Raw genomic sequence first — 26176 nt, forward strand, 5'->3', positions numbered from 1 at the left:
GTTTAATCTTTTGAACAGTTAATTCAAAAAAATATTATTTTACTTCTTTAATCAACAAGTTAGCAACTGAACGTGCTGAAAATGGATTCTGACCTGTAATCAAATGCCCATCTTGAACTGCAAAATCCTTATATGCACGTTTCTGCTTGAACTTAGCTCCACGTTTTTCGGCCTCTTCTTTATTAAAGAACGGGACAACCGACTTTTTACCAGCAATAATTTCTTCAGACAAGGTGAAACCTGTGATTGTTTTTCCGGAGATCAGATAATTATTACTATCATCTTTAATATTTAATAATCCAGCTATTCCATGGCAGACTGAAGTCACATAACCATTTTGCTGATAAATGGCCATTGCAATTGATTGTAGTTCCTTATTATCAGGAAAATCCCACATCACTCCATGGCCACCAGCATAGTAAATGGCAAAGTAATCCTCAGGATTAACCTCACTGGGATTAAGCGTTTTGCTAAGGGCACGATTTTTAAAATCAGGGGTTTCATAAAACTCCATAATCGATTCATCAACGTATTTCATACTGCGAGGGTCTAAAGGAACAAAACCACCCTTAGGGCTGACATAGTCCACACTGATGCCGACTTTTTGAAGTTCCTTAGCAAATTCTGTCGATTCACCAAGCCAAAGGCCTGTTGCATCATGTGTCCCAGCATACCTAGTAATATTTGTTTCAACAATTAGGACTTTTTTCATTCTCGACCACTCTCCTTAATGATTTTCTTAACACTACTAATCATGTCCTGTAATTGATTTATTTGGCTCAAATCATGTGACAAATAATAATAGTTTCTAGTCCCTTCACTTCGGCGTTCAATAAGATGAGCCTGCATTAAAATCTTAATGTGGTGTGAAATAGCTGGTCGTGAAAGGTCAGTTGCATCTGTTAAATCTGTCACCCTCAATCCTTCAACACCGTTCTCTGCCGACATTAATTCAATCAAAATTGCCTGTCGCTTTTCATCACCCAATGCAACCAAAAAGTCACTGAGATCGGTCAATTGAGTTTTTATTCCACTTAAATCTTGCATAGTTATCGTCCTTTGGTTTAATATTTTAAACCATTAAACCATTGATTTTTATGTTTGTCAATTAGATTGAAGAATCGCTGGTAAAACAAAAGCCCCCGTTTGGGATTACTCCCGAACAGAGGCTAACTACAATCATTTAATATCAAACCAAATTAAAATTTTCCACTTTGGTTGTACCAGCTGAACAATTAGCATGGTAAAGGAGTTAGATGAGTAAAAATTTAGGCTAAAAAAATTGATTGTTGTTCTTGATGTCATTTTTGCAATTAAAGATAAAAAAAGAGATGAAGGTCATTCGACCCTCATCTCTTTTAAATTCATAATTCAAATTTGATTTACATCAAATTATCGTCAAAAATTATTTTTTAAGACCAGTCCATTTCCAACCAGTGAACTCTTCAATATCATGACCTTCGTCACGAGTAACCTTGAAGTGCTTAGCAAGAATGTCGTCCATCTTCTTATCGAAGTCAGCACCGGCAGCTTTGTCGATAACACCTTTGTCCATAAGAACTTGAACAGCGTCTTTAGCTTGGTTGAAACGATCCAACTTAGAATATACACGCATATCGTATGCAGTAGTAATATCACCATCTTCACGGTAACCGTGAACATGAAGACCTAAGTGTTGACGTTCGTAGAAGATTGATTCGATTAAGTCTTCGAAACCATGGAAACCAAATACAACTGGTGTACCTGATTCGCCGAAGAACTTAGTGAATTCTGCGTCTGATAATTCACGTTCGTCGTTAAGAGGTCCGTTCTTCTTTTGAAGACGTCCTAATTCAACAACGTTGACGTAACGCATTTTAACTTCTGGGAATGCCTTGTTCAACAAGTCAATTGCAGCAAATGATTCGATAGTTGGTTCTACACCAGCTGATGCAAAGACGATATCAGCATCTTCACCTTCAGCAACAGTAGAAGCCCAATCGATAGTCTTCAAACCAGTGTTTGCTAATTCTTCAGCTTCATCAACTGAGAACCATTGTTGACGTGGTTGCTTAGATGCAACAATATGGTTAACCTTTTGACGATCTGAGAATGCACGGTTAAATACAGCAAGCAATGAGTTACCATCAGCAGGTAGGTATTGACGAATGAAGTTAGACTTCTTTTCAGCCAAATGAGTAAGCATACCTGGATCTTGGTGAGTGTAACCATTGTGATCTTGTTGGAATACAGTTGAAGTTGAGATCAAGTTCAATGATGGGTAATCATTACGCCATGGTTGATCTGCAGCTTGACGGATCCACTTGAAGTGTTGAGTAGTCATTGAGTCTACAACACGTAAGAATGATTCGTATGATGCGAATACACCAGTACGACCAGTCAATGTGTAACCTTCTAGCCAACCTTCAGCTTGATGTTCTGATAATTGAGCATCCAAGATACGACCTTCTGGTGCTTCGTATTGGTCGTTTGGTTCTCTAACTTTGCTCATCCATTGACGGTTAGTCATGTTGAACATATCCCAGAGACGGTTTGACATAGTTTCATCAGGACCGAATACACGGAATGAAGTTGGGTTCTTCTTAGCAACGCCAGCAAAGAATGTAGAAAGAACATTCATATCCATGTTACGGTTGCCATCTGGCAATTCAGTACCACGGTTGCTTTCGTTGATGTCATTAGCTAATGACTTCCAGTCTGGTAGGTCAAGCATTTCAGGCTTAGCACCCTTAGCACGGCCACCATTAGCAACTGGGTTAGCTGCCATACGCTTGTCACCCTTAGGTGCAAAGTCAGCAACTTCGTCCCTCAATGAACCATCAGCATTGAACAATTCTGCTGGCTTGTATGAGTTCATCCAGTCTTCGAATTCTTGCAATTGGCTTAAGTCGCCTTGCTTCAAGTCAAGAGGAACTTGGTGAGCACGGAATGAATCTTCGATTGGTTCACCCTTAGCGTTGTGAGTAGGACCACCCCAACCCTTTGGTAAACGAGCAATGATTACTGGCCATGGAGCAATTTCGCCATCTTCATATTTGCCGTTTTCACGTGCATCTTTTTGAATTTGCTTGATGTCAGCAATAGCTTGGTCAAACAATTTAGCAGCTTTTTCATGGTAAGTCATGAAGTCATGGATGTCATCGTTTTCTAAGAAACGTGGTGACCAGCCAAGTCCTTCAAAGAACTTGCCTAATTCTTCATCACTCATACGTGAAGTAATAGTTGGGTTTGAAATCTTGAATCCGTTAACGTCAAGAATTGGCAATACAGCACCATCATTCTTAGGGTTCAAGAATTTGATTGAGTTCCATGCAGTCATTGCAGGACCAGTTTCGTTTTCACCATCACCAACAACAGTAAATGCAATTTGGTCTGGGTTGTCTAAGACAGCACCAGTAGCATGTGATAGTGAGTAACCAAGTTCTCCACCTTCATGAAGTGAACCTGGAGTTTGAGCGGTCATATGTGATCCGATTCCACCAGGGAATGAGAAACGCTTGTAAAGACGTGACATACCTTCAAGATCTTGAGTGATTTCAGGATAATCTTCAGTGTAAGTACCGTCTAAGTATGAGTTAGTAACCATAACTTGGCCACCGTGACCTGGACCACCAATGTAGAACATGTTTAGGTCATACTTGTTGATCAAACGGTTTGCGTGGGCATACAAGAAAGTTTGTCCTGAAATTGTACCCCAGTGACCAATTGGCTTAACTTTAACATCGTCAGCTTTAATTGGTGTATTTGTAACAGAGAATAGTGGGTTGCTCTTCAAGAAAATCATACCACCTGAAAGGTAAGTACTTGCGCGCCACCATGCGTCAACTTTTTCCAAATATGCTTTGGAATCGTAATCTACTGCCATGAATTTAACACTCCTTCAATGAATTGATACTAAGTTATTTATCTCAACTGTGCCTGTAAATTAGACTTTAAAAATTCGCAATTGAACTATCTATTTACAAGACAATATATTACCTGAATTTCACAAAAAGTCAACAAATTTTAAAATTGATACGTCCCAATTTTTTAAGTGAAATTCAAAAAACGTAGACAACCTAATTCTTTTAATTCAAAATCAAGGAATGTCGATGATTAACACCATTAATCCGTACCTCGATTTCAACTAAACATGATATCTTATTTGGCAATATTATGCTTGAAATAGCTACTTTAGATTTAGTTTTTCATGTAAAATATTGGTCCGTTCTAATTTAAAAGTGTATCCGTTCCAAAATAACTGGTATAATTTACGACAATAATCATATTAGTTGTTGGCAAGCGTACAGGAGACCAAAAATGGCAGATTTAATATATCGTAAAGTAATTGACGATATTAAAAACCGAATATTCGATGATGAATTCAAAGACAACAGGTTACCAGATGAACGGAGCCTTAGTGAATCTTACGAAGTCAGCAGAAGTACAATCAAGCGGGCGTTAGATATTTTAGTTCAGCAAGGAGTTATTTTTAAAAAACGTGGGTCTGGTACGTTTATCAACCCACTCTATTTAAAAAACCAATCTTTATTTCAATATGAAGGAAACAACCTTGGTGTCACTGACAACATCATCACAACTGGACATAAATCATCAATTAAACTATTGGATTTCCAGGTAACTCCTGCTAATCCTGAGATTCAACAAAACTTGTTCCTTAATGAAAATGAATTCGTATATAAAATCGAGAGGCTTCGGCTTATCGACGGCAAACCAATTATTATCGAAACTGGCTACATCCCCATTAAATTAGCTCCTGAACTGTCGCCAGAAACCGTTAAAAAATCAATTTTCCACTTTATGAATCAAGAGGAAAATAAGCGCGTTAGTAAATCATTCATGTCAATCATGACTGAACCTTCTAATAAGGAAGATCAAAAATTATTGGATTTGTCAGAAAACGAACCAGTCGGAATCATGGCCGGAACATTCTTCTTAGATGATGGAACCCCATTCGAATTTTCAAGCATGCGTGTCCACTATAAGTACCTGAACTACAATACATTTATTAATTTGAATTCTGATTAATCTGCTATTTTTCTAACAAAACAAAAAACACCCAATCTCAATAAAGAGACTGGGTGTTTTAATTTTAACTAGGATTAACCTAATTTAGTTTTGTTTTGAACATTCAACTTTTCGTCGAAGTCATAAACAACTGGTTGGCCAGTAGCCATTTCCAAGTTGATGATGTCTTCGTCAGAAATGTTTTCGATGTACTTGCTCAATGCACGTAGTGAGTTACCGTGGGCAGCGATAATAACGTTCTTGCCGTCTAACAACTTAGGTGCAATTTGGTCTTCCCAGAATGGCATAACTCTTTCAAGAGTAACCTTAAGGTTTTCACCACCAGGAACGATGTTAGGGTCAAGGTTTGCGTAACGACGATCGTTAGCAGCTGAACCTTCATCACTTGCATCCAAAAGTGGAGGCAACACGTCGTATGAACGACGCCAGATGTGAACTTGGTCTTCACCGAATTTTTCAGCAGCTTCGGCCTTGTTTTGTCCTTGCAAAGCGCCATAATGACGTTCGTTCAAACGCCAAGTCTTAGTTTCTGGAATCCATAGTTGGTCTGAGTATTCCAATGCATAGTGTAAAGTCTTGATGGCACGAGTCAATACTGAAGTGAAGGCATAGTCAAATTCAATACCTGCTTCTTTGATTAACTTACCAGCGTTTTGAGCTTGCTTAACGCCTTCTTCACTTAAATCAACGTCAACCCAACCAGTAAATTGGTTAGATAAGTTCCATTCACTTTGACCGTGACGGATTAATACAAGTTTAGCCAAAATAATTACCTCTTTCTTTATCTCTTATCCCTGTAATTTTACACCAAACCAAGTCATTAATCGACCATGATTTGGAAATTATCTATTGTAAGAGTTTTCCTTTGGAGTTGAATCCGTGATGATACTGAACTCCCAAAATATCTAGGAAGAATGTAAATACGGGAACCCCGCAAATTAATCCCCAAACACCAAAGAAGTGTTCACCAACCAATAACACCACGAACGTGTAGAAAATTGGTAGGTTTGTTCTAGAAGACATAAACTTAGGATTAAGCACGTACGCCTCAAGTGCATGAACCACGATAATCGTTACAATCAGGTAAATCACATCTGTGAGTCCGCCAACAGAATAACCAACCAATGACAATGGTACAAATGAGATGATCACACCGGCAACGGGAATCAAACTTAAGATGAACACCATGATCGATAGCACTGCTAGTTGTGGAAGTCCCATGAACGCCATGACGATAGTCGTCAAAATTGTGTTAACAATCGCAATAAAGAATTGAGCTTCAATTACGACACCAAAGGTTGAAACAAACTTTTTACCGAAGAATTCAAGGTCTTCAAACAGCCAACTTGCATAACTGTCTTTGAAAGACCGTGAAAACTGCACCATCTGTTTTTCTTCAATCGTGAAAAAGTAACTCAAAATCAGTGACAAAAATAGCGTTACTCCCATTGATGTAGCGGTCGTAATTGAGTGCCAAATGATTCCCACACCATTTCTAACTGAACTCAACACGTGACTTTGTTGGATCATCTCATTAATCCAGTGCAGCGTCTGGTCATCCGGCAAGTTTTTAGGATTTGAGTAAAAATCAATCATGTCAGTAGTTGAACGAATTGTTTGGTGTGCCAGCTGAGGAACATACTTGGTAATTGCTGAATACAATCCAAACACAACAAGTAAGTACACAATTGTGACAATCAAGCCGCTTGGAAGCTTAATATATTTTCGAATGAACTTAGTTAGCTTAACAATCAACAAACTAAAAATAAACGTTAATAAAACGATGTTCATCATGCTTCTTAAAGCAATCAGAACTGCTATTACAGCTAAAAGTACGACTACCCGTCGTAAGGGCACGTTTTCGACAAATCGTTTATACATATAAAGTAGAGTTCTCCTTATTTAAGGGTTTGGTTAGCATATTGAGTTACAGATTGTTTTTCATTGTGAGCACCCTTGATTAAGTTCTTAACATCTTGATCACTCATTGTCCCTGAGTCAAAGCCTGCTTCATCTAATTCCCGACGGGCTGAGTTGACTTGTGCATTCGTAATTTCTTGGCCGCAAATGGTATTCTGCCCTGGTTTGACAGTATATTCATTAGATCCTTTATAGTTCTTCGCAGCTTGCTCTTCTTCCGGAGTCAAACTGGCACTGTTGCTTGATGAACCTGTAGCGTTTGAACTTGAATTTGAGCTTGAGCTCGAATCCAAATTAGGGTTCGCAACTGCTCCAGTTGAACTGTTTTGGTCTAGTGTACTGTCACTATTAGGCTTACCATCAATTGCGTTATTGTTGTCGTCACGTAACTTTTCAGCCTTCGACAAAATATCTTGGTAGTAAGTTTGGTGAATAGCTTTATCGTTGAAAATTTTATCAAGAGTAGTATTTGATTCCATATATTGACCGTTACCTGCTTGTTCTAGGGCAGTGTCATAGAAGCCATTGAATTTCTTGACGTTAGCTTGAATCGTCTTCAAATTCTTGAGATTAGTCTTTGCTCGGTCTACCAACTGTTCGTTACCGTTCTTAGTGTCGGCAACATCTTGGAATCCCTTCTTAGCATCGCTAAACTTGCGGTCATCTAACAAATTCTTTGCGGATACAAAATCTTGGGTTTGATTTAAAACAGTTGTGGCCTTTTTGTCATTCGGTTTACGTTTCAAAGCGTTAGTAAACGCTGTTTCTGCCGAAGTGTAGTCCTTGCTAGCAATGTAGGCATTTCCACGTGTCATTTGCTGATCATACAACCGATCATTTTGGGCGTGGCGTGCATAAGTGTATCCTCCCACAGCACCGGCAATAATTATTGCAACTAAAATCCAGATCCATTTTTTCAAATCAATGCCCTCCTAATGTAATCAATTTGCTATATTATACCATTTTTCCTTATATCATTTTTATCAGAAGCGTATAATGACTTTTGTATTTTAAAAAGAAAGGAATAAGATCAATGCTTGAAAAGAAATTTTACAAATCACTATTGAAGAACTCCTTCAATATTCCAGTTAGTGTAACCTACTGGGACGGTTCTACAGAGGTTTACGGAAATGGTGAGCCACAAGTAGCGATCAAATTTAACGAACCTATTCCAATCAGACAGGTCCTTAAAAATGCATCAATCGCTCTTGGAGAAGGCTACATGGATGGCAAGATAGAAATCGATGGCAGTATCGAAGATCTTGTTCTTTCTGCGTACAAAAGTGCAGATAGTTTCTTAAGAAATAAGAAATTTATTCGCTACTTACCTAAAGCTTCTCACGATGAGGAGGAAAGTAAGAAAGACGTACAGGATCACTACGATATCGGGAACGACTTTTATCGTCTTTGGTTAGACGATACCATGACATATTCATGTGCTTACTTTGAAAATCCAGATGATGACCTGGAAACAGCTCAGATGAATAAGGTTGAACACATCCTTAAAAAGCTTGATCCTAAACCACGCAGAACTTTGCTAGACATCGGTTGTGGTTGGGGAACCCTAATGCTCACAGCCGCTCAAAAGTACAACCTGCGTGTGGTTGGAGTAACACTTAGCCAAGAACAATATGACTACGTAAATGAAAAAATCCAGCGTCTTGGTTTACAAGATGTTGCTGAGGTTAAATTGACTGATTACCGTGAACTTGGTGATGCTAAATTTGACTATATAACTTCTGTGGGAATGTTTGAACATGTTGGTAAGGAAAACCTCAGTGAGTACTTCAAATGTGTGTCACATTACCTAACTGATGATGGTGTGGCTTTGATTCACGGAATCACCCGCCAGCAAGGTGGTGAATTCAATGGTTGGATCAACAAGTGGATTTTCCCAGGAGGCTACATCCCTGGATTGACTGAAAACTTGGACCACATCATTGAGAATGGTTTGCAAGTATTCGATGTTGAATCACTAAGACGTCACTATCAGAAAACTACGGAAATTTGGGACAAAAACTTTTTGGAAGCTCGTCCCAAAGTTGAAAAAATGTTTGATGAACGGTTTATCCGTATGTGGGATCTGTACCTACAAGCATGTGCGGCATCATTTGCGTCAGGAAATATTGATGTTGTGCAGTATCTAGTGTCGAAGGGGGCTGCCGGACATTCACTGCCGATGACGAGGGAATATATGTATAGGTAGAGTGCTGACAACCTCGGTAGACTTTGAGCATTAGCTTGAAATTTTGAATTGAGCAAACGAAGTGCGCAAGGCAAAATTTGGAGCTAAGAGAAAAGTCTAAGGTTGGAAGCCGTTCTAGGTAAAGTGCCGACCGCAAGCGGTAATCATTGATCACTAACTTAAAAAGATTTCCAAACGAAAAAGGCCCAAGCAATAGCTTGAGCCCTTTTTCAAATCCATTAATTTTTATTGGAATTGCATACCACCATCAACAATCAATGTTTGACCAGTAACGTAGTTTGAGTCTGGTCCAGCCAAGAATGCTACAGCGTTAGCAACATCTTCCGGTTCAGATAATCTTCCAAGAGCAATTCCATCAGAGAATGTTGACATTCCCCATTCGTCACTCTTACCAGCGTTTTGACCAACTTCATGAGCAATGTCAAACATCATTGGTGTCTTAACGATTCCTGGAGCAAATGCATTAACAGTGATGTCCTCTGAAGCTAAGTCACGAGCAGTTGTTTGGGTAATACCGCGGATTGCGAACTTAGTTCCAACGTATAGTGCCAAATTAGGGTTACCAACAACCCCTGCTTGTGAGGTAGCGTTAATAATCTTTCCGCCGTGGCCTAATTCCTTGAATGCTTTATGAGCAGCTTGAGTTCCCCAAAGAACTCCACCAACGTTAACTTTATATACCCATTCAAAATCATCAGGTGTAATTGTATCGATTGGAGTGGTTGGGCCAAGGCCTGCATTATTAACAATGACATTGAAGTCACCAAATTTTTCAACCGTTTCTTCAACTGCAGCAAATACTTGATCACGGTCAGAAACATCTGCTTTGATTGCAAGTGCCTTACCACCGTTACCATTGATTTCGTCAGCAACTTTTTGAACCTTGTCCAAGTGACGACCAACTAATGCTACTGAAAAGCCATCCTTTGCTAATCTTTCAGCAATTGCTTGGCCGATTCCTTGTCCGGCACCTGTTACTAATGCTACTTTGTTTGCCATTGTATATCCTCCGTATTTGTGAACTTATTAACATAGATATATTAGCCCCAGTTCTTTTGAAAAACAATCCCCCAAATTTCGAATTCAATTTTCAGTTTTAAACAACTTAATCATGTAGCCCCTATATATTGTACTTGCGATAAAAATGAACTACCATATATTGTATCAATGCAATTTGAGGTGGCAATCATGGAAATCAAATATCACAAGTACGCTTTACGCACGGATATCATAAAATATGGGGCTGTAATCACTGCCTTGTTCACCATGGGGCTTGGCTTAATCTTAAGTTTTGCAGGCAATTACCCAACAATCATTACCCTTGCATTCTTATCCTTCACTCTTGGGCTATCACACGCTTTTGATGTCGACCACATCGCAGCAATCGACAACATTACTCGTAAAATGATGAATGAAGGTAAAAACACCCACGGAGTTGGTTTTTCATTCTCCTTTGGTCACTCCATTGTCGTATTTTTAATGACCATGTTCACAGTTGGTCTGGTCGACCTAACTAAACAATCTCAAGGTTCCATTACCGAATTCGGTCATGTATTTGGCACTTTAATTGCTGGGATCACCCTTCTCCTCTTGGCAGCAATCAACGTTTATCTACTGTGGTCTTTAATCAAAAGTAACCCCGACAAACCTGCAGATAAAACTAACTGGGTCTTTAAGTTACTTAATAAGTTTCTCAGTCTGATCAATCACAACTGGCAAGTCATGATTGTTGGATTTCTCTTTGGGATTGGTTTTGATACCGCAACCCAAATTGCGGTAATGACCACTTCAGTCGTCGCTGCCACCAAAGGAGTTCCATTCATTATTGTGCTTGGGTTCCCGCTACTATTCACTGCCGGAATGTGCTTAATGGACACTCTTGATGGAATTTTTATGACATCTGCATATGGTTGGTTCTTGTCGTCTCCATCCCGAAAAATAAAGTACAACATCATCATTACTGGAATATCTGCAGTTGCGGCGATTCTAATTGGTTCAATTGATGTTTTGCAAAGTCTTGCCTCTAACTTTAATTGGAATAACCAATGGATTGTGGCAATTACTCACCTCGATTTCCATACACTTGGAGTCACCTTACTGTTCATCTTCATCATTGCTTGGGGTATCGCTGGTCTAACCTGGAAATATCATCAAAAGTCCAAAAATTAACCCCGTTAACTACATATCCATGCTAGAATAAACCTATTAAAATACTCGAATGACATTAGGGGTGCCCTTGGGCTGAGACAACGAAAGTTGGACCCTCGAACTTGATCTGGTTAGCGCCAGCGGAAGAAAATGCCGATTTCTTTTTTTAGAATCCCCTACTGTCGTCGAACATTGGAGGATTTTTATTTTGCGTAATCAAAGGCTTTATTCACTTGTTTTGACAGCAATCTTTTCAGCAGTCGGAGTCGTCGGTGGTAGTATGTTTGAGTTTAGTGTCGGGGCGGCTAAAGTTGCTCCAGTTCAGCATTTAGTTAATCTAGTCTCTGGCGTAATGCTAGGACCTTGGTGGGCATTGACCCAAGCATTCCTTACCTCACTTATCCGGAACATTATGGGAACTGGTACCGTACTCGCCTTTCCTGGGAGTATGATTGGCGCATTCTTTGTTGGTTGGATCTTCAGAAAAACCAAGAACTTCCTGGCTGCCACATTTGGTGAACTGATTGGAACCGGAATAATTGGGGCAATTGTCGCTTACCCAGTTGCGAGCTGGCTCATGGGAGCCAAAGGTGCACTTTATATATTCATCCCTAGCTTTTTTCTCAGTGCACTCGTCGGGGTGATTATTGGGTATATTATTTTGTTGGCGCTGAATAAAAGAGGCCACCTAAAAAATGGCCATCATCTGTAAAACAATAAGACGGAGTTACGATTTAATATCGTAACTCCGTCTTTTGTATGAATCATATATCATTCATTGAAAAAAATTTTTAACAAATTCTAGATGAAAACCGCCAGAATAAATACAGCCGCAAGACCCAGAACAACTGAAATTGTCATTGACCTGGTCCAGTACGCAATTCCAATAACTAACACCGCAGCCACCAATTCAGGGGCTTTATCCACAATTGAAATTTGGTAACTAGAATTAATGAATAAGTCTTTAACCACTAAGGCTGTGAACAAAGATACGGGAACGTATCTCATCCATTCATTAAACCATAACGGGATTTTTCTTTTTCTGAAAAACAACAACGGTATCAACCGTGGCGCAAACGCAACGACAAAACACGCAAGTATCAACCAAAAATGTTGTGTTGTACTCCATTCCATAATTCCGACTCCTAATCATTAGCGTCCTTAGGTGATCCAGCTGGGTTCTTCATCGACCTTAGCCAACCACTCTTGGGTAATCTCTTCCGAATTGTAGCTTCCAAGGCAAAACCAATGAAAGAAGCAATCAACGTAGAGATTACTAACCCAAGGGTAGACTTGGTAATCATCATGAAGAACGCAGCTAAAAATCCTGAAATAATGCAGATGAAAATGATCAACCCGTTCTTCAACTGCATCACAATCATGTAGAGGAATAGCGCAGTCAATGCGAAATGCACCACAGTTAAGTTGATAGTGATGGCACTTCCAATTACGCTACCGATAATATTACTTACTGTCCAAAATGCTAACGTGTAATGTTCAACGTTCAGTGCATCCCGAGGAGTAAATTTCTTATCAGTTGAAAATTTCAAATAGTTAATTGCGTAATTTTCATCATTCATCGATGCCGCGAACAGCGTCGTAAATCCAAGTGACTTACCGTGTAAGTACTTGGATAGACTTGACCCAAGCAACGCATATCGTAACTCCAGGAAGAACATCATCAACACAACTGAGTACATTGGGGCATTAGTTGCCAGCAACGATGCAATCAAAAATTGTGCTCCTCCAGAGAACACTAATATCGATACGAGTGCGGTCATGTAAATATTAAAACCGGATGCGTGGAGCAAAATTCCACACGCAAGTCCGATTGGTATGTAGCTTAAGTCCACTGGTAGTGAAACGTTTAGCATTCGACGCCAGTATGGTAACTCTGCGTCGGATCTAACCATATTTTTAGCCAAAAGGATTCCTCCAATAAAAAATTGAAAATAGAGTCAATGTTTAAAAATGAATCCAACGTACATTATATTGGAAAATTGATAATTAATAAACCTCTTAGACGCAATTCGAATTTCAAAAGAGTTTTGCAAGCGCTCTAAATAGCAATACGAAAACGTTCGCCTTTTTAACTTTTTTAACAGGCGTCATTGAAATTTTAGCATCTTGGTCATTTAAATACTCAAATTTTTGTCCATTAACTTTCAATTCTGCTTTGGCTACCACTTGATCAGTAGATAATGGTGCCTCAATTTTCTTAGCCTTATTAGTGAATTGACCAGTAACCTTCAAATCTTGATTACTAGGTAACCACAACCAACGATTTTGATTAGTTCCGAGCTTTACCGTTTGATTTTTGGCATTCTTAACCAAAATATCTTCTACACCATCAACTTTGGAGCGTTTATTGATTCTTACGGGCCTGTTATTGATTACGACCCCGCGCATCAACTTTTCAGTTTGAACATAACGAGCTGGGTCAGTTGGTGACGTATTTCTTGCATGCAAAATTACGGTGATAATTTTACGACCTTGATATGTGGCTGAACCAACAAAACATGCCCCCGCCTTATCAGAAGTCCCAGTTTTCAAACCGGTAACGTTGACATTATGCCCAACTGTTTTGGTTCCCAATAACGAATTATGACCTTCATACTGACTTCCAGCAAAGACAAAGTTCTTTAAACTAGTAATTTTAGTGACCGCTGGGAAGCTATTAATCAGGTTAGTGGCAACCATTCCCACTCCCTCAGCAGACATTTCGTTTTCTGCATTTGGAGATACGCCACTCAGTGCCAACTTGCCCATTAATTTATTGGGCAATCCTGCAGCGTTGTAAAACTTACTGTGCTTAATTCCCATCTTCTTAGCAGTCTTTTGCATCAGTAGTGCAAAGTTTTTCTGGTTCCCAGACACTTTATTACCCAGAGCTATTGCCGCCGCATTTGCTGAAGAAACTAAGGCTGCTTTGACCAATGATCTAACGTTGTACGTGTGTCCTGCTTTAAGAGTGACATTCGTTAGTTCGGCTGCAGTACTCAACTCAGCCAGTTTAGAATCAATTTTTACTGGCGAGTTCCACTTCAGTTTGTGTGTCTTAATTTGCTGGTCAATAATGTAAATCGTCATCAACTTAGAAACTGAGGCGATAGCTAAAGGTTGCTTAGCGTTTTGTTCATACAGGATTTGCCCTGTGCCGGCATCTACGGCCAGAGAGGCTTTCGCCTTAATCTGTAAATCATCGGTAGCGGTGCCAGCAGCATTTGCTTGAAATGGGATATGTACAAGAAAAAAGACGGCAGCGATAATCGTAACCGTCATTGTTAAAATCGGTCGTTTCTTCATTTTGGAACTCCTTAATTAGGCAAACGATTTGGGGTCATCAGGCTGCGAAGTCAGCTTTTGCCCCGGTTTGATTGGAATGTGAATTGAAAATGTGGTCAACTCATCATCTGATGTGACTTTAATGTAACCACCATGAAGAGCAACAATGCTCTGAGCAATGGCCAGTCCTAATCCTGAACCACCCGTGTCCTTGTTCCGCGACTCTTCTACTCGGTAGAAACGTTCAAAAATTTGGTCTAGTGCCTTACCAGGAATCTTAGGACCATCATTAGAAACATCAATTTGGGCTTCCTCATCAGAAATAAATTTCGCCTTCAAATAAATATTCTTACCACCACCCCCGTATTTAATAGCGTTGGAGATTAAATTATTGAATACCCGGCCGAGCTTTTCTGCATCAGCTTCAACAAATAGTTGTTTAGCTGACTCATTGGCGGAAATCTTAAGTCCATGTTTAGCTGCATCTAGCTCAAATGATGCAACCAACTGCTCCATCATCTGAGTCAAATCAATACGATTGTACGACAACTTAGTATCCATTTGCCGAACCTTCGTATATTCAAACAGGTTGTCAACTAGAGATTTCATCTGTTTGGCCTTTAAATAAGCGATTTCAGTGTATTTAAGCACATCAGCATCACTTCTGTACTGTTTGTCTTGGATCAACCCAAGATACCCCAGAATCGAAGTTAGAGGTGTTCTCAGGTCATGACTAACGTTGGTAATCAAATCATCCTTAGACTTTTCAATCGCCCGTTCTTCATTAATTGAATCAATAACACTATCAACCAATGCGTTTACACTATCAACAACTGACTGGGTGTTTCCAGACAAATTAAAGTTGATTCGGTGATCCAAATGACCATTAGCAATGTAATGTAGTTCTGAAATGATGTGTCGCAATTCCATTTGGTGATAACGTCTAATCAGCCGCCAGTAAACAACGGCTGCATCAAATAACAGGAGCAACACAATAAAAATGTTCTCCCAACTCCAAAGGCGGTAATGATCTGGGCCAATCAGAATCGAACGCTTGATAATAAATATTCCGTCTCGTAATCCGGGGTTGGCTTCGATTGATTGTTGAATCAAAATTATGATTGATAAATTCAACATCAACAGCAGGATAACCGTTATGATTCCTTCAAAAATTAATTCAGTTTTTTCGCGGCCAGTTAACTTCACGCCGTTTCCTCCAAACTAGTGTGCTTCAACTTTGTAACCAACGCCCCAAACAGTTTGGATAACTTTTTCACCATTGGTTGCTTCTTCAATCTTGTCACGTAAATGACTAACGTGAACCATTACGGTCTTAGCAGAGACAATGCTTTCTTGTCTCCATACCCGTTCAAAAATTTCGTCAGCTGAAAATACTCGGTTTGGATGACTTGCTAATAGGTACAAGATTCCAAACTCGAGAGCTGTCAATTGAACTGGTGCCCCAGTAATCGTCTTAACTTCGTGTGAATCCTTATTAATAGTCAATGGACCAATGTCCAAAACATCTGGAGTATCGTCAGTCACGTGTTCTTCAGCCCGACGAAGTAATGACTTAACTCTAGCCATTACTTCAAGTGGGTTGAAAGGTTTAGTGACGTAGTCGTCTGCCCCGCTGATTAGGCCTTGAATCTTATCCATATCTTCGGTCTTAGCTGACAAGATAATGATTGGAATCTGCGAGTCCTTACGTACTTCCTTAACCACTTCGATTCCACTCATCCCTGGCATCATCACGTCCAAAATCATCAAACCAATATCAGATTCAGTTCTCAAACGAGTTAAGGCTTCTTCACCACTGTAAGCTGAAACTGGCTCGTAACCTTCGTTTCTAATGTAAATTTCAAGTAATTGAGCAATTTCTTTATCATCATCGACAACGAGAATTTTCATTTTCTTACCTCACATTGAGTTTAAGTTCAATTAAATTATTACCTAATAGTTTACACTAATTAGTTCATCTAACAACGACAATTCCGACAAGCTAAAGATAAAATTAAAAAAGGATAATGCGTTAGTTAAGCTGTCGGATAATTGCAGCGGTTGTTGATTCCAGATTTTTCGCTGCATTTATCTTTGAGTCTCCTAGATGTGAATCAACCGTCACTGGAGCAATGTAGTCAAATCCCAAATGGTAAAGTGGCCCCAAATCTTCTCCTACCTTACCACCAATTCCAATAACCATGCAGTCAGGATTAATCGCTTTGGCTTCTTGGGCAACAATGCTCGGTGCTTTTCCAAATTGAGTTTGGAAATCAATCGCCCCCTCACCTGTCAAAACAATATTAGCTCCCTTAATTTTTTGTAGGAATCCCGTTTCTTTCATGACTAAATCGATTCCTGAAGTTAACTTTGCGTGCAAGAAAGCCAGCATTCCAGCACCTAATCCGCCTGCTGCACCAGCACCAGCAATCTGGTCAACGTCAATTCCTAAGTCAGAGTAGATGACCTTGGCATATCTTTTCAACGCTGAATCTAACTGCATAACTCGTTGGTCAGTAGCTCCCTTTTGGCGGCCAAACACTTCCGTTGCCCCCTGACTTCCAGTCAAGGGATTGGTTACATCTGTTGCCCCAATAATCTCAACTTCAGTTAACCGCATATCAAAATCCGTGATGTCAATCTTAGCCAAACGAGCTAAGCCAGCACCGCCCATATCGATCAATTCGCCTGAAGAGTCTAGCAATTTGGCGCCAAGAGCCACAGCCATTCCTGCACCACCATCATTAGTAGCACTGCCTCCAAGGCCGAGAATTATCTTTGACACCCCTTGGTTCAAAGCAGCTTCAATCAACTGTCCAGTTCCGAAAGTACTAGCTTCGCCAACCCGATTAATTTTTGGATTGATAAATTGAAAACCGCTAGCGGCTGCCATTTCAATCACAGCCGTTCGCCCATTATCAATTAATCCGTATTGAGCCGAAACTATTTCTCCAAACGGATTGGCAACCTGAGTCTCAACCAGCGTTCCATGATTAGCCTCAACCAACGTGGAAACAGTTCCTTCGCCACCGTCGGCCATGGGAATCAATTGATAATTCGCTTGCCCAAATACATCTGCACATCCCTGTTTCATCGCCGCTGCTGCTTGTTTCGCAGTGAGATAGCCCTTATATGAATCAGGGGCAATTACAATCTTATTTACACGCTGTTTAGTTCCGGTAAAATTTGGTTCCATAAGTTTATCCCATACTCCTCAATAAACGTTTTTATGTACTTATTAGCTGGCTGGCCTGGTTACAGAATTGGATTAAGCCACTGATTAGTAGGTAGTAACTTTAACTGTGAATGCACAGTAAACTGAGAAAACAAAAAATTGCGGCCAAATAAAGTGGCCACCTGGCGCTTAAACTCATCGTTTTCAACTTGAAGTACCAGCTTATTGACGTTATTCCGGTTCGTAATCGCTAATGGATAACGGGGGAATTCAGTGACTAAATCCACCGCCCGTGCTTTGTGAGCTTCATCCACCACTTTAGGTAGTTTGACCATTAAGACACGACCTGATTTAGCCAACCGCCGAATTATCCAAATAATCGCCTGATCACTTTCAGTCAATTTAAACTTCAGTTCACTATCGAAAACAGTCGCAACTTTATTGGCGAGGCCAGCAAATTCATCCCAGTTCTGCCAATCAATTTCTACTTCTTGCGCATTTATCAACCAATTGCGGTGAGAAGCAATTCTTAAAAACAGCCATTGATCTGGAAAGACCTTGAGTAGCCAATATGAACTGTTGGTGGAATGAGAAAAATTGACCGCTGTAATTTCTGCACGCGTACCAATGCCAAGCTTCACTTGAGCAATTATCCGCTGTTGTTGCGTAGTAAATTTTGGCTGCATCAACTCCCCCCTCTCCTCAAGAATTATTATAGCCCGTTAATTTCCAAAACAAAAACGGGCAGGTAAGTTCAAAGTTCGAACTTACTCACCCGCAATTTTAATGCTTATTTTTTGTAGTTAGGAGCTTGCTTAATTGCAGCTAGGTCATGTGGATGTGATTCAATCAATCCAGCATTTGAAATTTCAACAAATTGAGCATGGTCATTAAGGTATTCGATATCCTTTGCCCCGGTGTAACCCATTCCTGAGCGTAAGCCACCAATCATTTGGAAGGTAATATCGGTAACGCTACCCTTGTACTCAACCTCGCCTTCAATTCCTTCTGGAACCAACTTGTTGGCTTCGTTAACGCCGCCTTGGAAATAGCGGTCTGATGAACCATGAGCTTGGCTCATTGCTGCAACGGATCCCATTCCTCGGTATGACTTAAACTTCTTGCCATTTTCTTCGAACACTTCACCGGGAGCTTCTTCAGTACCGGCAAGCATGCTACCAAGCATTACGGCATTACCGCCGGCTGCAAGAGCTTTTACGATATCTCCTGAATACTTGATTCCACCATCGGCGATGATTGGCTTATGCCACTTTCTGGCAACGGCTGCGGCATCGTAAATGGCAGTAAGTTGAGGAACCCCAACTCCGGCAACGACCCGAGTAGTACAAATTGAACCGGGCCCAATTCCAACTTTAACCACGTCAACCCCAGCTTGGAATAGTGCTTCAGTTCCTTCCGCAGTGGCAACATTCCCGGCAATCAATGTGGTGTCTGGGTAGTGGTCGCGAATTTCAGCGATTTTTCTAAGAACTCCAGCAGAGTGACCATGGGCAGTGTCAATCACAATTGCGTCAACACCTGCATTTAGAATTGCTTCTGCACGGTAAAATGTATCTGAAGTTACCCCAACAGCTGCTGCAACCAAAAGTTTTCCTTGATCATCAACGGCGGCTTTAGCATCAACATCAGTGACTGCTTTTACCTTGGCAACTTCTGCTGCTTGAGCCTCGATGCTCAAATTCTTGTGGATAACCCCTAAACCACCAAGGTTTGCCATTGCAATTGCCATCTTTGATTCTGTCACAGTGTCCATACCAGCACTGATAAAAGGTACATTCAACTTAATGTTACCTGCCAATTGAGTAGATAAATCAACGTCATTTGGAAGTACATCACTTGCAGCGGGTACTAACAATACGTCATCAAATGTATAACCCTTTTTACCAAACTTTTCATCCCAGCTAACCATTTAACTCGCTCCTTTAAAATTTGATTGCTTAAAAATATACCACCCTGATTCCGAACAATCAAGGACAAACCCTCAATTCTCATTTATATCTAATCAAAAAGCCATACTCGCGTTGTATCAACAACGAGCACGGCTCAATAAAAATATTTAATTGTTTAAAATCCGAACATTAAACAAATTCAATTTTTGTTTACTATTCAAAGTTCGTTTTTAGAACAAACCACCCGTGATGTTGTAACGGCGTTTGAACCATACACTTCCACCAATTGAAAGCACACCCAAAGCAATGTATACGTATGGGTTAAGGATTGGGTTGATAACTCTTGGAATCAATCCTGCGATAAAGAATACCGCCATCCAAACTACGAAGAATCCAGCAATAAATAAAATTCTGATTGGTAGTGAGTATTTGTGCTTTACTCCTGGGGCAATCAGCATTGTCATCAAAGGAATTCCTAAACCAGCAATAATTGAACTTAAAATGATTCCGGTAATTCCCATAGTGGTTGCAGCAGCGTTCTTTGAGAATAAGAATGTAATTCCATACAATAAGTTAAAAATTGTAAAGAACAACAGAGTATTGTAGGCAGCGTTTGGCCAATAGTCTCTTACAGGATTGGCTGCCTTCTTTGGAGGATTAACCACATTGTCAATCTTTTGATCAACGGTTCCCCACATATTGCGGGCAGTCTTCCCACTTTTTTGGCCTTCAAGCAAATCCTTTACCATTTGGTCAACTAGCTCTGACTTTTGTTCATCCTTCAGTTTAACCCCACCTAAGGCTTGGTTAAATTTAAACATGTACTCGGCATTTCTTTTAGTCAAGCCGATGTTATCAAACTGTGAGTGTAACAATTCCGATGTTCTGTTGCGATCCTGCTGAACGTGGGCATTGCGTTTTTCATTATTTTCGCTCAATTAATTTCCGCTCCTTCAACTAAATGTTAAACGTTGAATCTAAACTCAACGATATCGCCATCCTGCATGACGTATTCCTTACCTTCAAGACGTAGCCTACCTGCTTCTTTAACGGCAGCTGGCTTTTCGTACTTGTCTAAATCATCAAAAGCCATAACTTCGGCCCGAATAAATCCACGTTCAAAATCAGAGTGAATGATTCCGGCAGCTTGAGGAGCCTTAGTTCCAGACTTAAATGTCCAAGCACGGGTTTCCTTGCCACCAGCTGTGAAGAAAGTTTCTAAGCCTAGCAACTTGTATGAAGCACGAATCAAACGGTTCAAACCTGGTTCTTCAACACCTTCGGCAGCCAAAAAGTCTGCCTTGTCAGCATCATCAAGTTCAGCAATTTCTTCTTCAGCTTCGGCAGCAACAGCAATTGCTTCTGCACCTTCTGAAGCAGCAAAGTCTTGAATTTGTTTAAAGTACTTAGAATTCTCTGGATCAGCCATATCGTCTTCAGCAATATTGGCAACATAGAGAACTGGCTTTGAAGTTAACAAGAATAGTCCCTTAACGATAGGTTCTTCTTCTTCATCAAAGTCAATTGTCCGAACCGACTTGCCGGCTTCAAGAACTGGCTTGATCTTTTCAAGCACAGCTAACTCAGCCTTGGCTTCCTTATCAGAACCCTTAGCAGCTCTTTGAACCTTAGCCAAACGCTTATCAACAGCATCTAAGTCAGCCATTCCTAATTCCAAGTTAATGGTATCGATATCGTCTAGCGGATCGATTTTTCCAGAAACGTGAGTAATGTTGTCATCATCAAACGCACGGACAACATGAACAATGGCGTCAACTTGGCGGATATTTTCCAAGAACTTATTACCGAGTCCTTCACCCTTGCTTGCGCCCTTAACGATTCCGGCGATATCAGTAAATTCAAACGTAGTTGGAACCACCTTATCAGCTGGAATTAATTCTTGAATGCGGTCTAGCCGCTTATCTGGAACTTCAACCATCCCAACGTTAGGATCGATTGTGGCAAATGGATAGTTGGCCATCTCGGCTCCGGCCTTTGTAATCGCGTTGAATAGGGTTGACTTACCAACGTTTGGTAACCCAACAATTCCTGCAGTTAATGACATATCAACAAACTCTTCTTTCCAAAATATTTAGTCTTCTGATTTTTGCAAAATTTTCTTTAACTTTTTATCAAACTCGCGGCGGGCAAGCATCACGATGTGCTGGCAACCAGTACACTGGATCTTAATATCTGCACCCATTCGGATGATCTCCCAGCGATTAGTTCCGCATGGGTGTGGCTTCTTCATTTCAACAATATCATGCAGTTCATACATAATGATCATCCTTTCAAATGATTAATCGAGATTAACATCAAGCATTTCTAGAATTCGGTTAAGATCCTCGGTTGATGCGTAGGCAATCTCAATCTTTCCGGCGCCCTTTTTCCGAGGAGCTGAATTGATTGCAACCTTTGTACCAAAGCGATCCTGTAGTTGGTTCTCAGATGCCTTAACAAATGGTGATTTACGTACCACTCGCTTTTTCTTAGCACCCTTCTTACCGTTAATTTTATCAGCCGCTTGTTCCAATTGTCTAACGGTCATTGAATCAGCCACTGCTCGTTTTGCCAACTCAACCATGTCTTTGCGGTTTTTAACGGACAGCAAAGTTCTAGCTTGTCCCATTGACAGTTTGCCTTCATCCAAGAAATCTTTGATTGGAGTTGGTAACCCCAGAATCCTTAAATAGTTAGCAATGTAGGGACGACTTTTACCCAAACGCTGAGCAACCTGTGCTTGAGTTAGGTCTAACTGAGTCATCAGCGTTTCATATGCCTGGGCCTCTTCCAACGTAGTTAAATCTTCACGCTGCAAGTTTTCCAAAACAGCGATTTCCATCATTTGTTCTTCATTCACATCACGAACAATTGCTGGAATCGTCTTCTGCTGAGCAATCTTAGAAGCACGTAGGCGCCGCTCACCAGTTAAAAGTTCATAGGCTTCCTTATCTGGGTTTGGCTTCCGCACGATAATCGGTTGAAACACCCCAGAATTCTTAATGGACAACGCAAGGTCTTCGAGGGCTTTTGCGTCAAAGTGGTGCCGGGGTTGGTACGGGTTGGGTTTAATATCATTTAACTTGATATCAATTACATTTTCTTTGCTAGTATCAACGTTGTTATCTTCAAACAGGGCCTCGATTCCTTTTCCAAGGCCACCAGTTATTTTCTTACTCGGCATGACGTTCAAGCACCTCCTCCACAAGATTCATATATGTCTTTGCTCCCTTAGATTTAGCATCATAATCAATGATTGGCAAACCATAGCTTGGCGCTTCAGACAACCGAATGTTTCTAGGAATGACGGTATTATACACCTCATCCTTAAAGTATTTGCGAACCTCTTCGTTCACCTGAACACCAAGATTTGTCCTTGAATCAAACATAGTCAGCAGAACCCCTTCAATTTTAAGGTTCTGGTTGAAATGCTTTTTAACCAATTCAATCGTGTTAAGTAGTTGGCTAAGTCCCTCTAAGGCATAATATTCGCTTTGCACGGGAATTAAAATCGAATCACTAGCAGTAAAGGCATTAATCGTTATTAAACCTAGCGATGGTGGACAGTCAATCAACACAAAATCATACTCATCTTTAACCTGATCCAACGCTTCCTTTAGACGCGTCTCTCGAGCCATTTGAGGCGTTAATTCGATTTCGGCACCAGATAGCTGAATGGTTGCCGGAACGATGTCTAATCCCTCGTGAGAAGTGTGCATGATAGTTTCAGAGACTGGCGTCTCATTGATCAGTACATCGTAGATATCTTTTTGGATGTCTGCCTTAGAAATTCCGACCCCACTAGTCGCATTCCCTTGAGCATCTGAATCTACAATCAGAACTCGTTTACCTGAAGACGCTAAACCAGCGCCCAGGTTCACTGCAGTAGTCGTTTTGCCAACGCCACCCTTTTGATTTGCTAGCGCAATTACAACCGTCATCCTAATTCCCTCTTACTTTCCCCTGCCCCAAGGGTTCCTTAGCCGGAGTCCCCGGTTTCCTGGGGTACTTCTTTGGTGTTTGTTTAACTTTATCAATTACGATAATATGTCTTGGCTCATCAGTATCTGCTAGGTTAAACGAATGGTCTGACACTACTTGACCACCAAGCATATCAATTGCCTTATCAGCATCATCCAATTCATCCTCAGCTTTTGAGGCCTTCATAGCAATCATCTGCCCACCAACTTTGGTCAACGGCAAGCAAAATTCGCTTAACACTGATAAACGAGCAACTGCCCGTGCGGTAACAATATCAAACTTTTCCCGGTAGTCTGACTTCTTACCACCAAACTCTTCTGCCCGGGCATGGTGTAATTCAACACCCGTTAACCCCAACTGATCCACCAACTCTTTCAAGAAGTTGATTCGCTTATTTAGCGAGTCGACGATTGTTACTTGAAGTTGCGGAAACAATATTTTAAGCGGAATACTTGGAAAACCAGCACCGGCACCAACATCACAAATCGTCAATGGTTCTGTTCGAATCTGTGAAACAAAAAAGGCAGGCGTTACCGAATCAAAGAAATGTTTGAGATAAACGTCTGGTTTTTCCGTTATGGTAGTTAGATTTACATGCTCGTTAGTTGCCACTAATAGCTTGAAATAAGTGTCAAATTGGTTAAGTTGCTCATCTGTTATTTCAATATGTTGGTCTAACAATGCTTTTTTAAATTGGTCAATGTTCATAAAATTTTCTCCTGAAATTGTGAAACAATCTTGTTTCACGACCTATTAATACTTTACCGTAATTTACCTGTGCATACAAGGCGTTAAGGCAAATTGACTCGAAAAACGACAAAATAATAGTATACAGGAAAAATCTAGAAAAATCGATGGTTGATTATGCGTTTGTGATTATCTGCATGAGTCCTGACTAGTAAAAAACAAGGAGCACAACTCTACCACTCAATCATGGCTTCATTTGTACTCCCTGTCTTCAATTTATGACTTATGTTTTGGGTAATTATTTAAGGATTAAACCAATCCTTGGGTCATCATCGCAGTGGCAACTTTTTCAAATCCGGCAATATTAGCGCCAGCTTGATAGTCCTTATCCAATCCATACTTCTTATCAGCTGCTTCTGACTTAGCAAAGATATTTTCCATCAATAATTTAAGACGACCATCAACATCTTCAAAACTCCAAGCTAGTCGTTCGCTGTTTTGGCTCATTTCTAGAGCAGAAACAGCAACACCACCAGCATTGGCAGCCTTAGCTGGTCCATAAAGGACGCGGTTTTCGCGATAAATTGCGATTGCATCAGGCGTACTTGGCATGTTAGCACCCTCACAGATGTATTTGATACCGTCTTTAATCATTAATTTAGCTTGATCCTTGCTGATTTCGTTTTGAGTTGCACATGGTAACGCAATGTCGTAATCGACATCAAAGTCCCAAACTGAACCTCCATGATATTCAGCACTCGCAACTTGATCTGCATATTCCTTAATTCGGCTACGTTCAACTTCTTTAATCTTCTTGACAATCTTGTAGTTAATCCCCTTTGGATCGTAGATGTAACCATTTGAATCAGAAACAGTGATAACCTTGGCACCTAATTCTGTCGCCTTTTGGATAGCGTATGTAGCAACGTTTCCTGCACCGGAAATCTTAATTCGTTTTCCTTCTAAACTATCGCCTTGAGCCTTAACCAAAGCGTTTGTGTAGTAAAGCAAACCAAATCCAGTGGCCTCTGTTCTTGCCAAACTACCACCAAATGTTAATCCCTTACCAGTTAAGACACCGTTTTGATAACCACGTAATCGTTTATAAGCACCAAACAAGTAGCCAATCTCTCGACCACCAACGCCAATATCACCGGCAGGAACATCTAAGTCTGGACCAATATGACGTTGTAGCTCAGTCATAAAACTTTGGCAGAAACGCATGATTTCGTTATCAGACTTCCCTTTAGGATCAAACTCACTACCACCCTTTGCACCACCGATTGGTAACGCAGTTAAACTATTTTTCAAAATTTGTTCAAAGCCAAGAAATTTAACAATACTAAGGTTTACACTTGGATGCAATCTCAAGCCACCCTTGTAAGGTCCAATGGCTGAGTTGAATTGCACTCGGAATCCACGATTTACATGGAACTTACCATCGTCTGATTCCCAAGGAACCTGAAATTGAATTGCACGTTCTGGTTCAACAAGTCTTGATAAAAGATCTGCTTCCACCCATTCAGGATGATCTTCAAGTGATGGTGCCAAACTGTCAAGAACTGTAAAGACAGCTTGTTGGAATTCTGGTTGATTAGGGTCACGGTGTTGAATTACATCTTTTACGGATTCAATATATTTTTGTACGTTGCTCATAAAAATTACCCACTTTCTCATCAAACTAACATCCAATTTGGACGAAAAGTATTTCGTGAACTAGGCCTAGTGTTAGAATACTTAACATCGTTAGAAATTATTTTACCAGATTTTTGATGAAAAATAATCACATTTTATTAAATTTATATAAAAAAGTTACTCAGAACCGAATAGAGTTCC

26 protein-coding genes and 1 riboswitch are annotated in these 26176 nt (G+C 40.3%); of the genes, 4 read left to right on the forward strand and 22 right to left on the reverse strand.

The features are described from left to right. Positions 1–34: 34 nt before the first annotated feature. From PL11_RS01555 to PL11_RS01565, 3 genes are all read right to left on the reverse strand, one after another. Complete coding sequence (locus tag PL11_RS01555; RefSeq protein WP_035165863.1) at positions 35–712, reverse strand: type 1 glutamine amidotransferase domain-containing protein; 678 nt, start codon at positions 710–712, stop codon at positions 35–37. After that, the gene (locus PL11_RS01560; RefSeq protein WP_035165865.1) at positions 709–1047 is read right to left on the reverse strand and encodes an ArsR/SmtB family transcription factor; all 339 of its coding nucleotides are present in this window, start codon (positions 1045–1047) and stop codon (positions 709–711) included. Before PL11_RS01560 ends, PL11_RS01555 begins: the two co-directional genes overlap by 4 nt. Before the next feature lie 358 nt (positions 1048–1405). Beyond that, the gene (locus tag PL11_RS01565) at positions 1406–3865 is read right to left on the reverse strand and encodes a phosphoketolase family protein (protein WP_035165866.1); all 2460 of its coding nucleotides are present in this window, start codon (positions 3863–3865) and stop codon (positions 1406–1408) included. Between the two features lie 434 nt (positions 3866–4299). Here PL11_RS01565 and PL11_RS01570 point away from each other — a divergent pair, with 434 nt between their 5' ends. Next, positions 4300–5028: a GntR family transcriptional regulator gene (locus PL11_RS01570; protein WP_035165869.1), complete on the forward strand. Its 729-nt coding sequence runs from the start codon at positions 4300–4302 to the stop codon at positions 5026–5028. A 74-nt stretch (positions 5029–5102) separates the two neighbouring features. Here the strand turns inward: PL11_RS01570 and PL11_RS01575 are convergent, their stop codons facing one another. The 3 genes from PL11_RS01575 to PL11_RS01585 all read right to left on the reverse strand — a co-directional run bounded on the left by PL11_RS01575 (position 5103) and on the right by PL11_RS01585 (position 7868). Continuing rightward, on the reverse strand, positions 5103–5792 hold the full coding sequence (locus PL11_RS01575; RefSeq protein WP_035165871.1) for a 2,3-diphosphoglycerate-dependent phosphoglycerate mutase: 690 nt from the start codon (positions 5790–5792) through the stop codon (positions 5103–5105). A gap of 82 nt (positions 5793–5874) precedes the next feature. Beyond that, the gene (locus PL11_RS01580; protein ID WP_078256883.1) at positions 5875–6909 is read right to left on the reverse strand and encodes an AI-2E family transporter; all 1035 of its coding nucleotides are present in this window, start codon (positions 6907–6909) and stop codon (positions 5875–5877) included. Between the two features lie 17 nt (positions 6910–6926). After that, the gene (locus PL11_RS01585; RefSeq protein WP_035165873.1) at positions 6927–7868 is read right to left on the reverse strand and encodes a tetratricopeptide repeat protein; all 942 of its coding nucleotides are present in this window, start codon (positions 7866–7868) and stop codon (positions 6927–6929) included. A 113-nt stretch (positions 7869–7981) separates the two neighbouring features. Between PL11_RS01585 and PL11_RS01590 the strand changes: the two genes are divergently transcribed. Further along, positions 7982–9154: an SAM-dependent methyltransferase gene (locus PL11_RS01590; RefSeq protein WP_035165876.1), complete on the forward strand. Its 1173-nt coding sequence runs from the start codon at positions 7982–7984 to the stop codon at positions 9152–9154. Between the two features lie 225 nt (positions 9155–9379). Here the strand turns inward: PL11_RS01590 and PL11_RS01595 are convergent, their stop codons facing one another. Further along, positions 9380–10153, reverse strand: coding sequence for a (S)-acetoin forming diacetyl reductase (locus PL11_RS01595; RefSeq protein ID WP_035165883.1), 774 nt, complete (start codon positions 10151–10153; stop codon positions 9380–9382). A gap of 189 nt (positions 10154–10342) precedes the next feature. Between PL11_RS01595 and PL11_RS01600 the strand changes: the two genes are divergently transcribed. Together PL11_RS01600 and thiW are read left to right on the forward strand one after the other, a co-directional pair. After that, positions 10343–11323, forward strand: a complete 981-nt coding sequence (locus PL11_RS01600; RefSeq protein ID WP_035165885.1) for a HoxN/HupN/NixA family nickel/cobalt transporter — start codon at positions 10343–10345, stop codon at positions 11321–11323. A 47-nt stretch (positions 11324–11370) separates the two neighbouring features. After that, positions 11371–11468, forward strand: a riboswitch (TPP riboswitch). 42 nt (positions 11469–11510) lie between these two features. Beyond that, positions 11511–12014 (forward strand): energy coupling factor transporter S component ThiW, encoded by a 504-nt coding sequence (thiW, locus tag PL11_RS01605; protein WP_035165886.1) that lies wholly within the window; start codon positions 11511–11513, stop codon positions 12012–12014. A gap of 89 nt (positions 12015–12103) precedes the next feature. Here thiW and PL11_RS01610 read toward each other — a convergent pair whose 3' ends face one another. The 15 genes from PL11_RS01610 to gdhA all read right to left on the reverse strand — a co-directional run bounded on the left by PL11_RS01610 (position 12104) and on the right by gdhA (position 25996). Then, positions 12104–12436: an AzlD domain-containing protein gene (locus tag PL11_RS01610; protein ID WP_035165887.1), complete on the reverse strand. Its 333-nt coding sequence runs from the start codon at positions 12434–12436 to the stop codon at positions 12104–12106. Positions 12437–12447: 11 nt separating this feature from the next. Further along, the gene (locus PL11_RS01615; protein WP_035166708.1) at positions 12448–13215 is read right to left on the reverse strand and encodes an AzlC family ABC transporter permease; all 768 of its coding nucleotides are present in this window, start codon (positions 13213–13215) and stop codon (positions 12448–12450) included. A 124-nt stretch (positions 13216–13339) separates the two neighbouring features. Continuing rightward, positions 13340–14608, reverse strand: coding sequence for a D-alanyl-D-alanine carboxypeptidase family protein (locus PL11_RS01620; RefSeq protein WP_035165890.1), 1269 nt, complete (start codon positions 14606–14608; stop codon positions 13340–13342). Between the two features lie 15 nt (positions 14609–14623). Then, a complete protein-coding gene (locus PL11_RS01625; RefSeq protein WP_035165892.1) occupies positions 14624–15793 on the reverse strand; it encodes a sensor histidine kinase in 1170 nt (389 codons plus the stop codon). 15 nt (positions 15794–15808) lie between these two features. Beyond that, positions 15809–16498 carry a response regulator transcription factor CroR gene (croR, locus tag PL11_RS01630; protein ID WP_035165894.1) on the reverse strand — a complete coding sequence of 230 codons (690 nt, stop codon included), beginning with the start codon at positions 16496–16498 and terminating at the stop codon, positions 15809–15811. A gap of 121 nt (positions 16499–16619) precedes the next feature. Then, positions 16620–17783, reverse strand: a complete 1164-nt coding sequence (locus PL11_RS01635) for a glycerate kinase (RefSeq protein ID WP_052127646.1) — start codon at positions 17781–17783, stop codon at positions 16620–16622. A gap of 59 nt (positions 17784–17842) precedes the next feature. Beyond that, positions 17843–18448 carry a hypothetical protein gene (locus PL11_RS01640; protein ID WP_035165896.1) on the reverse strand — a complete coding sequence of 202 codons (606 nt, stop codon included), beginning with the start codon at positions 18446–18448 and terminating at the stop codon, positions 17843–17845. 104 nt (positions 18449–18552) lie between these two features. Beyond that, the gene (guaB, locus tag PL11_RS01645; RefSeq protein WP_035165899.1) at positions 18553–19692 is read right to left on the reverse strand and encodes an IMP dehydrogenase; all 1140 of its coding nucleotides are present in this window, start codon (positions 19690–19692) and stop codon (positions 18553–18555) included. Between the two features lie 210 nt (positions 19693–19902). Beyond that, a complete protein-coding gene (locus PL11_RS01650; protein ID WP_035165901.1) occupies positions 19903–20610 on the reverse strand; it encodes a DUF1129 domain-containing protein in 708 nt (235 codons plus the stop codon). A 26-nt stretch (positions 20611–20636) separates the two neighbouring features. Then, the gene (gene ychF, locus PL11_RS01655; RefSeq protein WP_035165902.1) at positions 20637–21737 is read right to left on the reverse strand and encodes a redox-regulated ATPase YchF; all 1101 of its coding nucleotides are present in this window, start codon (positions 21735–21737) and stop codon (positions 20637–20639) included. A gap of 27 nt (positions 21738–21764) precedes the next feature. Then, positions 21765–21950, reverse strand: a complete 186-nt coding sequence (locus tag PL11_RS01660; protein WP_035165903.1) for a DUF951 domain-containing protein — start codon at positions 21948–21950, stop codon at positions 21765–21767. 21 nt (positions 21951–21971) lie between these two features. Then, positions 21972–22856 (reverse strand): ParB/RepB/Spo0J family partition protein, encoded by an 885-nt coding sequence (locus tag PL11_RS01665; protein WP_035165905.1) that lies wholly within the window; start codon positions 22854–22856, stop codon positions 21972–21974. Then, positions 22846–23613 (reverse strand): ParA family protein, encoded by a 768-nt coding sequence (locus PL11_RS01670; protein WP_035165906.1) that lies wholly within the window; start codon positions 23611–23613, stop codon positions 22846–22848. Before PL11_RS01670 ends, PL11_RS01665 begins: the two co-directional genes overlap by 11 nt. A 1-nt stretch (position 23614) precedes the next feature. Further along, positions 23615–24361, reverse strand: a complete 747-nt coding sequence (gene rsmG, locus PL11_RS01675) for a 16S rRNA (guanine(527)-N(7))-methyltransferase RsmG (protein ID WP_035165908.1) — start codon at positions 24359–24361, stop codon at positions 23615–23617. A 288-nt stretch (positions 24362–24649) separates the two neighbouring features. Next, positions 24650–25996: an NADP-specific glutamate dehydrogenase gene (gdhA, locus tag PL11_RS01680; RefSeq protein WP_035166710.1), complete on the reverse strand. Its 1347-nt coding sequence runs from the start codon at positions 25994–25996 to the stop codon at positions 24650–24652. Positions 25997–26176 lie beyond the last annotated feature (180 nt).

It is taken from the genome of Lentilactobacillus curieae, assembly GCF_000785105.2.
Lineage (GTDB): Bacteria > Bacillota > Bacilli > Lactobacillales > Lactobacillaceae > Lentilactobacillus > Lentilactobacillus curieae.

Bases quoted from the DNA above. Each gene is read 5' to 3' on its own strand.
- PL11_RS01555 (WP_035165863.1), bottom strand. From the start codon at position 712: ATGAAAAAAGTCCTAATTGTTGAAACAAATATTACTAGGTATGCTGGG.
- PL11_RS01560 (WP_035165865.1), bottom strand. From the start codon at position 1,047: ATGCAAGATTTAAGTGGAATAAAAACTCAATTGACCGATCTCAGTGAC.
- PL11_RS01565 (WP_035165866.1), bottom strand. From the start codon at position 3,865: ATGGCAGTAGATTACGATTCCAAAGCATATTTGGAAAAAGTTGACGCA.
- PL11_RS01570 (WP_035165869.1), top strand. From the start codon at position 4,300: ATGGCAGATTTAATATATCGTAAAGTAATTGACGATATTAAAAACCGA.
- PL11_RS01580 (WP_078256883.1), bottom strand. From the start codon at position 6,909: ATGTATAAACGATTTGTCGAAAACGTGCCCTTACGACGGGTAGTCGTA.
- PL11_RS01590 (WP_035165876.1), top strand. From the start codon at position 7,982: ATGCTTGAAAAGAAATTTTACAAATCACTATTGAAGAACTCCTTCAAT.
- PL11_RS01595 (WP_035165883.1), bottom strand. From the start codon at position 10,153: ATGGCAAACAAAGTAGCATTAGTAACAGGTGCCGGACAAGGAATCGGC.
- PL11_RS01600 (WP_035165885.1), top strand. From the start codon at position 10,343: ATGGAAATCAAATATCACAAGTACGCTTTACGCACGGATATCATAAAA.
- PL11_RS01610 (WP_035165887.1), bottom strand. From the start codon at position 12,436: ATGGAATGGAGTACAACACAACATTTTTGGTTGATACTTGCGTGTTTT.
- PL11_RS01615 (WP_035166708.1), bottom strand. From the start codon at position 13,215: ATGGTTAGATCCGACGCAGAGTTACCATACTGGCGTCGAATGCTAAAC.
- PL11_RS01620 (WP_035165890.1), bottom strand. From the start codon at position 14,608: ATGAAGAAACGACCGATTTTAACAATGACGGTTACGATTATCGCTGCC.
- croR (WP_035165894.1), bottom strand. From the start codon at position 16,498: ATGAAAATTCTCGTTGTCGATGATGATAAAGAAATTGCTCAATTACTT.
- PL11_RS01635 (WP_052127646.1), bottom strand. From the start codon at position 17,783: ATGGAACCAAATTTTACCGGAACTAAACAGCGTGTAAATAAGATTGTA.
- PL11_RS01640 (WP_035165896.1), bottom strand. From the start codon at position 18,448: ATGCAGCCAAAATTTACTACGCAACAACAGCGGATAATTGCTCAAGTG.
- guaB (WP_035165899.1), bottom strand. From the start codon at position 19,692: ATGGTTAGCTGGGATGAAAAGTTTGGTAAAAAGGGTTATACATTTGAT.
- ychF (WP_035165902.1), bottom strand. From the start codon at position 21,737: ATGTCATTAACTGCAGGAATTGTTGGGTTACCAAACGTTGGTAAGTCA.
- PL11_RS01660 (WP_035165903.1), bottom strand. From the start codon at position 21,950: ATGTATGAACTGCATGATATTGTTGAAATGAAGAAGCCACACCCATGC.
- PL11_RS01665 (WP_035165905.1), bottom strand. From the start codon at position 22,856: ATGCCGAGTAAGAAAATAACTGGTGGCCTTGGAAAAGGAATCGAGGCC.
- PL11_RS01670 (WP_035165906.1), bottom strand. From the start codon at position 23,613: ATGACGGTTGTAATTGCGCTAGCAAATCAAAAGGGTGGCGTTGGCAAA.
- rsmG (WP_035165908.1), bottom strand. From the start codon at position 24,361: ATGAACATTGACCAATTTAAAAAAGCATTGTTAGACCAACATATTGAA.
- gdhA (WP_035166710.1), bottom strand. From the start codon at position 25,996: ATGAGCAACGTACAAAAATATATTGAATCCGTAAAAGATGTAATTCAA.